General features: G+C 71.8%; 6 protein-coding genes and 2 pseudogenes. All 8 read left to right on the top strand.

Annotated features, from left to right (window positions below):
- Window positions 1-98, top strand: a pseudogene (locus G3I40_RS46970) (TIGR03086 family protein); the annotation flags it as partial.
- A 358-nt stretch (window positions 99-456) separates the two neighbouring features.
- Window positions 457-1,119 carry a GntR family transcriptional regulator gene (locus G3I40_RS08010; RefSeq protein WP_164301464.1) on the top strand — a complete coding sequence of 221 codons (663 nt, stop codon included), beginning with the start codon at window positions 457-459 and terminating at the stop codon, window positions 1,117-1,119.
- Entirely contained in the window at window positions 1,116-2,042 is a 927-nt protein-coding gene (locus tag G3I40_RS08005; protein WP_164301463.1) for a dihydrodipicolinate synthase family protein, read from the top strand. Before G3I40_RS08010 ends, G3I40_RS08005 begins: the two co-directional genes overlap by 4 nt.
- Entirely contained in the window at window positions 2,039-3,778 is a 1,740-nt protein-coding gene (gene araD, locus G3I40_RS08000) for an L-arabinonate dehydratase (RefSeq protein ID WP_164301462.1), read from the top strand. Before G3I40_RS08005 ends, araD begins: the two co-directional genes overlap by 4 nt.
- A gap of 156 nt (window positions 3,779-3,934) precedes the next feature.
- Window positions 3,935-4,876 carry a sugar ABC transporter permease gene (locus G3I40_RS07995; protein ID WP_164301461.1) on the top strand — a complete coding sequence of 314 codons (942 nt, stop codon included), beginning with the start codon at window positions 3,935-3,937 and terminating at the stop codon, window positions 4,874-4,876.
- Window positions 4,877-4,965: 89 nt separating this feature from the next.
- Window positions 4,966-5,781: pseudogene (locus tag G3I40_RS07990) on the top strand (carbohydrate ABC transporter permease); the annotation flags it as partial.
- Window positions 5,778-6,986, top strand: coding sequence for a Gfo/Idh/MocA family oxidoreductase (locus tag G3I40_RS07985; RefSeq protein WP_164301460.1), 1,209 nt, complete (start codon window positions 5,778-5,780; stop codon window positions 6,984-6,986). The pseudogene G3I40_RS07990 and the gene G3I40_RS07985, both read left to right, overlap by 4 nt.
- The coding region (locus G3I40_RS07980) for a PmoA family protein (protein ID WP_164301459.1) at window positions 6,983-7,753 on the top strand (771 nt) is incomplete at its 3' end. The genes G3I40_RS07985 and G3I40_RS07980, both read left to right, overlap by 4 nt.

Raw genomic sequence — 7,753 nt, 5'->3', positions numbered from 1 at the left:
AGGGCCTGTTCGGGCCGGTCGTGCCGGTACCGGACGACGCCCCGTTCGTCGACCGGGTCATCGGGCTGAGCGGCCGCGACCCCCACTGGCGGCCGTGAGCGCGCACAGCCAGGCAGCCGTGCCCGTGACGCGCGCACAGCCAGGCACCTGTGCCCGGGCGGAGCACGCCACGCGGTGACCCGTGGCGCCCCCGTCCGGCAGCACGCCACGCGGTGACCCGCGGTGGCCCCGCCCGGCGGACCGGGCGCCCGCGCATGCCCATCCGGCAGCAGCAGATCGTGGTGTCCCGGCGCGACAACTACCGTTTCACAGCGGGAGCTTCGGACTTCTTCTGCCAGAAGCGTTGACGAAACATCGCCCTGCTTCTAGCTTCAACGCGTCGTACTTCGTACGTCATATATGAGACGCGATACATCAGACGCGGTACATCAGAAGCGAGACAGACGCGAGGCGTGCATGACCTCAGTGCCCATCCCGATCCCCTCCCGGACCCAGTACGTGCAGGAAGAGATCAAGCACCGCATCCTGACCGGGCAGTTGAGACCGGGGCACGCCCTGGTGGAGAGTGACCTCGCCGCGCAGTTCGGGGTCTCCAAGACACCGGTGCGCGAGGCGCTCAAGACCCTGGCCGGGACCGGGCTCGTCGTGATGAACCAGTACAAGGGCGTCACGGTGCGCACGGTCGACGCGCACATGGCCCGCGAGGTCTACGACGTGCGCCTGCTGCTCGAACCGGAGGCACTGCGCCGCACCGTGCACCGCCGCGCCTCTCTCGACGCCGCCCGCGAGGCCCTCGAAAGTGCGGCCACCGCGACCGACACGGCCCAGCGCTCCCTCGCCAACCGGGAGTTCCACCGCGCCCTCTACCTCCCCTGCGGCAACCCGCTGCTCGGCAAGATGCTCGACGAGGTCCGCGACCAGGCCGCGCTCGTCTCCGCCGTGGCGTGGGCGCTCGACCCGTCCTGGGAGCGGGAGGCCGCCGAGCACCGGGAGATCCTGGAGCTCGCTCTCGCCGGTGACGCCCAGGGCGCCTCGCGCGCGCTGCGTGACCACATCGCGTCGTTCGTACGACGGGCCTTCCCCGAGGCCCGGGAAGAAGAGGGTGAGCACCAGTCATGACAGCGCCGACGACCACCACGTACGACTTCGAGGCCCAGCGGGCCGCACTGGCCGACGTCGTCGCGATCCCGGTGACCCCGTTCGCCGCGGACGGATCCCTCGACGAGGCCACGTACAAGACCCTGCTGCGGCGCCTGCTCGACGCGGGGGTGCGCACCCTCACCCCGAACGGGAACACCGGTGAGTTCTACGCCCTGACGCCGCAGGAACGGCTGCGGGTCACCGAGCTGACCCTCGCCGAGGCGGGGGAGCGGGCCGCGATCCTGGTCGGCGTCGGGCACGACGTGCCGACCGCGATCGACACCGCGCGCCGCGCCCGCGACCTCGGCGCCCACATGGTGATGGTGCACCAGCCCGTGCACCCGTACGTCTCCGAGGGCGGCTGGGTCGACTACCACCGCGCCATCGCCGACGCCGTGCCCGAGCTCGGTGTCGTCCCCTACCTCAGGAACGCCGCGCTGCCCGGCGCCCGGCTCGCCGACCTCGGCGCCGCCTGCCCGAACGTGATCGGCGTGAAGTACGCCGTGCCGGACGCCGCACGGTTCGCGGCCTTCGCCCGGGACGCGGGCCTCGACCGCTTCGTGTGGGTGGCCGGGCTCGCCGAGCCGTACGCGCCGTCCTACTTCTCGGCCGGCGCCACCGGCTTCACCTCCGGACTCGTGAACGTCGCCCCCGGCGTCTCGCTCTCCATGATCGAAGCGCTTCGATCGGGCGACTACCCGGCCGCGATGAAGGTCTGGGAGCAGATCCGCCGCTTCGAGGAGCTGCGCGGCGCCGACGCCTCCGCCAACAACGTCACCGTCGTCAAGGAGGCCCTCGCCTCGCTCGGCCTGTGCCGCCGCGACGTCCGCCCGCCGAGCCAGGAACTGCCCGAGGCGGAGCGCGCCGAGGTCGCCGACATCGCGGCGGGGTGGTCCATATGAGCCCCGCCCGCACCAGGCTGACCCCCGAGGAGCTGCGCTCCCACCAGTGGTACGGCACCGAGGGAGCCCTGCGCACCTGGTCGCACAACGCCCGGATGCGGCAGCTCGGTTACGAGGACGAGGAGTACCGGGGCCGCCCGGTCGTCGCCGTCCTCAACACCTGGTCCGACATCAACCCCTGCCACGTCCACCTGCGCGAGCGCGCCGAGGCGGTCAAGCGGGGCGTGTGGCAGGCCGGCGGCTTCCCCCTCGAGTTCCCCGTCTCCACGCTCTCGGAGACGTACCAGAAGCCGACCCCGATGCTGTACCGCAACCTGCTCGCCATGGAGACCGAGGAGCTCCTGCGCTCCTACCCCGTCGACGCGGCCGTGCTGCTCGGCGGCTGCGACAAGTCGACCCCGGCGCTGCTCATGGGTGCCACCTCGGCCGACGTGCCCGCCCTCTTCGTGCCCGCCGGGCCGATGCTGCCCGGACACTGGCGCGGCGAGACCCTCGGCTCCGGCACCGACATGTGGAAGTACTGGGACGAGCACCGCGCGGGCAATCTGACGGACTGCGAACTGCGCGAGCTGCAGGGCGGGTTGGCGCGCTCGCCGGGTCACTGCATGACCATGGGCACCGCCTCCACGATGACCGCCGCGGCCGAGGCGCTCGGTATGACGCTGCCCGGCGCCTCCTCGATCCCCGCGGTCGACTCGGCGCACGAGCGGATGGCCGCCGCCTCCGGACGGCGCGCCGTCGAGCTGGCCTGGACCGCGCTCAGGCCGTCCGAGATCCTCACCGAGGACGCCTTCGAGGACGCCGTCACCACGGTGCTCGGGCTCGGCGGCTCCACCAACGCCGTGATCCACCTGATCGCGATGGCGGGCCGCACGGGAGTGCGTCTCACCCTCGACGACTTCGACCGTCTCGCGCGCACCGTGCCGGTGCTCGCGAACGTGCGGCCCGGCGGACGGACGTACCTCATGGAGGACTTCCACTTCGCCGGCGGCCTGCCCGCCTTCCTCTCCCGGATCACCGACCTGCTGCACCTCGAACGGCCCACGGTGAACGGCACGTTGGGGGAGCAGCTCGCCGGCGCGGTCGTGCATGACGACGACGTGATCCGCACCCGCGACAACCCGGTCGCGCCCGAGGGCGGAGTCGCCGTGCTGCGCGGCAACCTCTGCCCCGACGGCGCCGTCATCAAGCACATCGCCGCCGAGCCGCACCTGCTCAAGCACACCGGCCCCGCCGTGGTCTTCGACGACTACAGGACCATGCAACGCACCATCAACGACCCGGAGTCGGGCATCACCGCGGACAGCGTGCTGGTGCTGCGGGGCTCCGGACCCAAGGGCGGGCCCGGCATGCCCGAATACGGGATGCTGCCGATCCCGGAACATCTGCTGAAGCAGGGGGTACGGGACATGGTGCGGATCTCCGACGCCCGGATGAGCGGCACGAGTTACGGGGCGTGCGTGCTGCACGTGGCCCCCGAGTCGCATGTCGGCGGACCCCTCGCGCTGGTCCGCACCGGCGACGGCGTCACCCTCGACGTCGACGCCCGGTCCCTCCAACTCGACGTCACCGACGAGGAGTTGGAGCGGCGCCGGGCGCAGTGGACCGCGCCGCCCGAACGCTACGAACGCGGCTACGGGGCGCTCTACAACGAGCAGATCACGCAGGCCGACACCGGCTGCGACTTCTCCTTCCTGGCCAGGCCGGGCAAGGTCCCCGATCCCTACGCGGGCTGAGCCGCCTGGCGACCGGGGCGGTCACACACGGCCGCCCCGCCCTGCCTCTTTCCGTGTCCTTGCGTACCTCTCCCGCCCTTCCCCTGCCCTCTCCTTGGCCTTTTGGCCGATATTTCGAACAGCGTCCGCGAAGCGCTTCGAAGATCGGAGTCAGTCATGGCCCAAGCCGCAGCCGTGGCGAAAGCCCCGCCGACCGTCCCGCCCGCCGGGCGCCGGAAGTCGGCCACCCCGCGCAGGCTCCCGTACCTGCTGATCGCGCCCGCCGCGCTGCTGATGCTGGGCTTCATCGCGTACCCCGTCATCAGCGTCTTCTACTACAGCCTGCAGAACTACAACCCCACCAAGCCGTGGCGCAACGGCTTCGCCGGCCTCGACAACTTCGTCACCGCGTTCACGAACGACCCGGACTTCTGGAGCACGTTGGGCTTCAGCGCCCAGTGGGTCGTCGTGCAGGTGGTGCTCCAACTGCTGCTCGGCCTCGGGCTCGCCCTCGTCGTCAACCAGACGTTCGTGGGCCGCGCGGTGGCCCGCGCCCTCGTCTTCTCGCCGTGGGCCGTCTCGGGCGTGCTCACCTCCGCCGTGTGGATGCTGCTCTACAACTCCCAGACGGGCATCACCCGTTACCTCGCCGACATGGGCGTGGGCTCGTACGGCACCTCGTGGCTGTCGGACACCGCGACCGTCTTCCCGGCCGTCGTCACCGCCGAACTCTGGCGCGGCGTCCCCTTCTTCGCGATCCTCATCCTCGCCGACCTGCAGTCCGTCCCGAAGGACCTGTACGAAGCCGCGGAGGTCGACGGCGCCGGCCGCCTGCGGCAGTTCCTCCACATCACGCTGCCGCACCTGAAGGACGCGATCATCCTGTCCACGCTGCTGCGCGCGGTGTGGGAGTTCAACAACGTCGACCTCCTCTACACCCTCACCGGAGGCGGCCCCGCGGGCGAGACGACCACCCTGCCGCTGCGCATCGCCTCCATCGCCGTCGACTCGCACGACTTCGGCTACGCCTCCGCGCTGACCTCCATCGCCTTCGTGATCCTCCTGTTCTGCTCGATGCTCTATCTGCGCCTGAGCAAGTTCGGGGGCGAGGACAAGTGACCGTCAAGGAAGTCCAGTTGACCGCCGCCAGCACGCCCGTGGCCGTCCCCGGCCGCCACCGCCGCGACCTGCCCCCGCCCACGAGGGGCCGCGCCTGGGACGAGGTGCCGCGCTGGCAGATCTACGTCCCGCTCGGCGTCTACCTCCTGTTCACGCTCATCCCGTTCTACTGGATGCTCCTGTTCGCGTTCCGGCCCGGCGGTTCCACGTCGCTGGTGCCGTGGCCGCTCACCTTCGAACACTTCGACAAGGTGTGGAACGAGCGGGCCTTCGCGACCTTCTTCCAGAACAGCCTGCTCGTCGGCGTCGCCTCGATGCTCATGACGACCGTCGTCGCGCTGGCCGGCGGCTACGCGCTCGCGCGCTTCGACTTCAGGATCAAGCAGGGCTTCCTGCTCGCCCTGCTGTGCTCGCAGTTCATCCCGGGCGCCCTGATGCTCGTCCCGCTGTTCCAGATCTTCGCCAACCTGAAGATGATCAACTCGCTGGGCAGCGTCATCATCGCCGAGACCGTCTTCCAGCTCCCGCTCACGATGATCCTCATCAGCGGGTTCATCAAGAACGTGCCGATGTCCCTGGAAGAGGCCGCCTGGGTCGACGGCTGCGGCCGCTTCCGCGCCTTCTGCGCCGTGGTGCTCCCGCTGCTGCGGCCCGGCCTCATCGCCGTCGGCTCCTTCGCCTTCGTGCACAGCTGGAACCACTTCCTGTTCGCCCTGATGTTCCTGTCCGACCAGGACAAGCAGACGATTCCCGTCGGGCTCGCGACCCTCATGGGCGCCGACTCCGTCGACCTGGGCGCGCTCGCCGCCGGTGGTGTCGTCGCGGCCGTGCCCGTCGTCATCGTCTTCGCCTTCATCCAGAAGTGGCTCGTCACGGGCTTCAGCGCCGGGGCGGTGAAGGGATGAGCGCGCCGTCCGGCACGGAGCCGGTCCCCGTCGTGCTCGCCGGGGCGCGCGGCCACGGCCGCTGGCACCTGGCCAACCTGCGGCGCCTGGCCGACGCGGGCCGCGTCACGCTCGCCGGCGTGTGCGAGCTCGCGCCGCTGGAGGAGAGGGAACTGGCGGCCTTCGGCTCGGCGGCGCACCCCGTCGCGCAGTCCGCCGACTTCGGGGCGCTGCTCGACACCACCGGGGCCCGCGTCGCGATCGTCTGCACCCCCATCCCCACCCACGCCGACCTGGCCCTCGCCGCCGCCGAACGGGGGGTGCACCTGCTCCTGGAGAAGCCCCCCGCGCCGTCATATACGGAATACGAGCGGCTGGTCCGGGGAGTCGCCGAGGCGGGGATCGCGTGCCAGGTCGGATTCCAGTCGCTGGGCTCGCACGCGCTGTCTCATATACGAGATCTCGTACGCGACGGCGTCATCGGTGAGCCGCTCGGTGTCGGCGCCGCCGGAGCCTGGGCGCGCGACGAGGCCTACTACCGGCGCGCCCCGTGGGCCGGCCACCGCCGCCTCCACGACGGCACCGCAACCGGCCGGGCGGTCGACGTCGTCGACGGGGTCCTCACCAACCCCCTCGCCCACGCCGTCGCCACCGCCCTCGCCCTCGACGGGGCGAGAGGCGCCGACGACCTCGCCGACATCCGCACCGAACTCTTCCGTGCCAACGCCATCGAGGCCGACGACACCTCGTTCGTCGGGATCACCACGCGCCGCGGCTCGCGCGTCACCGTCGCCGCGACTCTGTGCGCCGAGCGCCCCGATGAGCCGTACGTCGTCGTGCACGGCAGCGGCGGCCGGATCACCTTCTGGTACAAGCAGGACCGAGTCCTCGTGCAGCGCGCGGGGCACGGCCCGGAGGAGAGCGTGCACGGGCGCACCGACCTCCTGGAGAACCTCCTCGACCACCTGGCCACCGGCGCGGAACTCCTCGTCCCACCCGCCGCGACCGGCTCCTTCATGCGGGTCGTCGAAGCGATTCGACGCGCCCCCGACCCGGTCGCGTTGCCCGCCGAGGCGTGGCGCACCGCCCCGGGTTCCGGCGACGGCGCCGTCCGCCGTGTCGTGCACGGCATCGACGGGCTCGTCGCCGCCAGCGCCGACACCCTCACCGGCTATGCCGCGCTCGGCGCGCCCTGGGCCCGGCCAGGACTGGAGGCAGCATCGTGAACCGCCTCGCCACCGCACCCCTCACCCTGCGCTGCGGGGGCCGCCCGGTCGCCCGCTACGAGATCCGCACCGAGGTCGCCGACCACCCGGCCCCGCGTCCGTATCTGCACCCGGTCGCCACGCTCTGCGGCGTGAGCGTCACCGAGTCCGCCCCCGCCGACCATCCGCACCACCTCGGCGTCGGCGTCGCGGTGCCGGACGTCGCGGGGCACAACTTCTGGGGCGGACGGACCTACGTACGCGGCCGGGGCCCGACCGTGCTCGACAACCACGGCGAGCAGTCGCACCGCGAGTTCACGCGGTGCGACCCGGCCGGGTTCGTCGAGGACCTGGAGTGGACCGCCGGGGCGAGGCTGCTGCTGCGCGAGCGGCGCACCGTCGCGGTGACCCAACTCGGCGACAGCGCATGGGCGTTGGATCTCACCTTCGCCCTCATCAATCCGGGACACGACGCCGTCACCCTCGGCAGCCCGGCCACCAACGGCCGCCCGGGCGCGGCCTACGGAGGCTTCTTCTGGCGGGCGCCCAAGGAGAGCGAGCCGCCCGCCGTGTTCACCGCGGACGCGGAGGGCGAGGACGCCGTGCACGGCCGCACCGCCGAGTGGCTTGCTCTCGCGGGCGACGGCTGGACCCTCGTCTTCGCCGGCGCCACCGCCGAGACCCGCCGCGACCCCTGGTTCGTCCGCACGACGCAGTACCCGGGCGTCGGCTCCAGCCTCGCCGCGGCCGCCCGGCTGCGGATCGGGGCGGGCGAGGCCGCGGCGAGG

Origin of the sequence: Streptomyces sp. SID14478, from assembly GCF_010548525.1 — a bacterium.
Classification (GTDB): Bacteria; Actinomycetota; Actinomycetes; order Streptomycetales; family Streptomycetaceae; genus Streptomyces.
The sequence above is the reverse complement of the archived record's forward strand: the minus strand, read 5'-3'. Positions and strand labels throughout refer to the sequence as shown.

What these genes read in the sequence shown, in the direction of transcription:
- G3I40_RS08010 (WP_164301464.1), top strand. Translation starts at nt 457, where the DNA reads ATGACCTCAGTGCCCATCCCGATCCCCTCCCGGACCCAGTACGTGCAG.
- G3I40_RS08005 (WP_164301463.1), top strand. Translation starts at nt 1,116, where the DNA reads ATGACAGCGCCGACGACCACCACGTACGACTTCGAGGCCCAGCGGGCC.
- araD (WP_164301462.1), top strand. Translation starts at nt 2,039, where the DNA reads ATGAGCCCCGCCCGCACCAGGCTGACCCCCGAGGAGCTGCGCTCCCAC.
- G3I40_RS07995 (WP_164301461.1), top strand. Translation starts at nt 3,935, where the DNA reads ATGGCCCAAGCCGCAGCCGTGGCGAAAGCCCCGCCGACCGTCCCGCCC.
- G3I40_RS07985 (WP_164301460.1), top strand. Translation starts at nt 5,778, where the DNA reads ATGAGCGCGCCGTCCGGCACGGAGCCGGTCCCCGTCGTGCTCGCCGGG.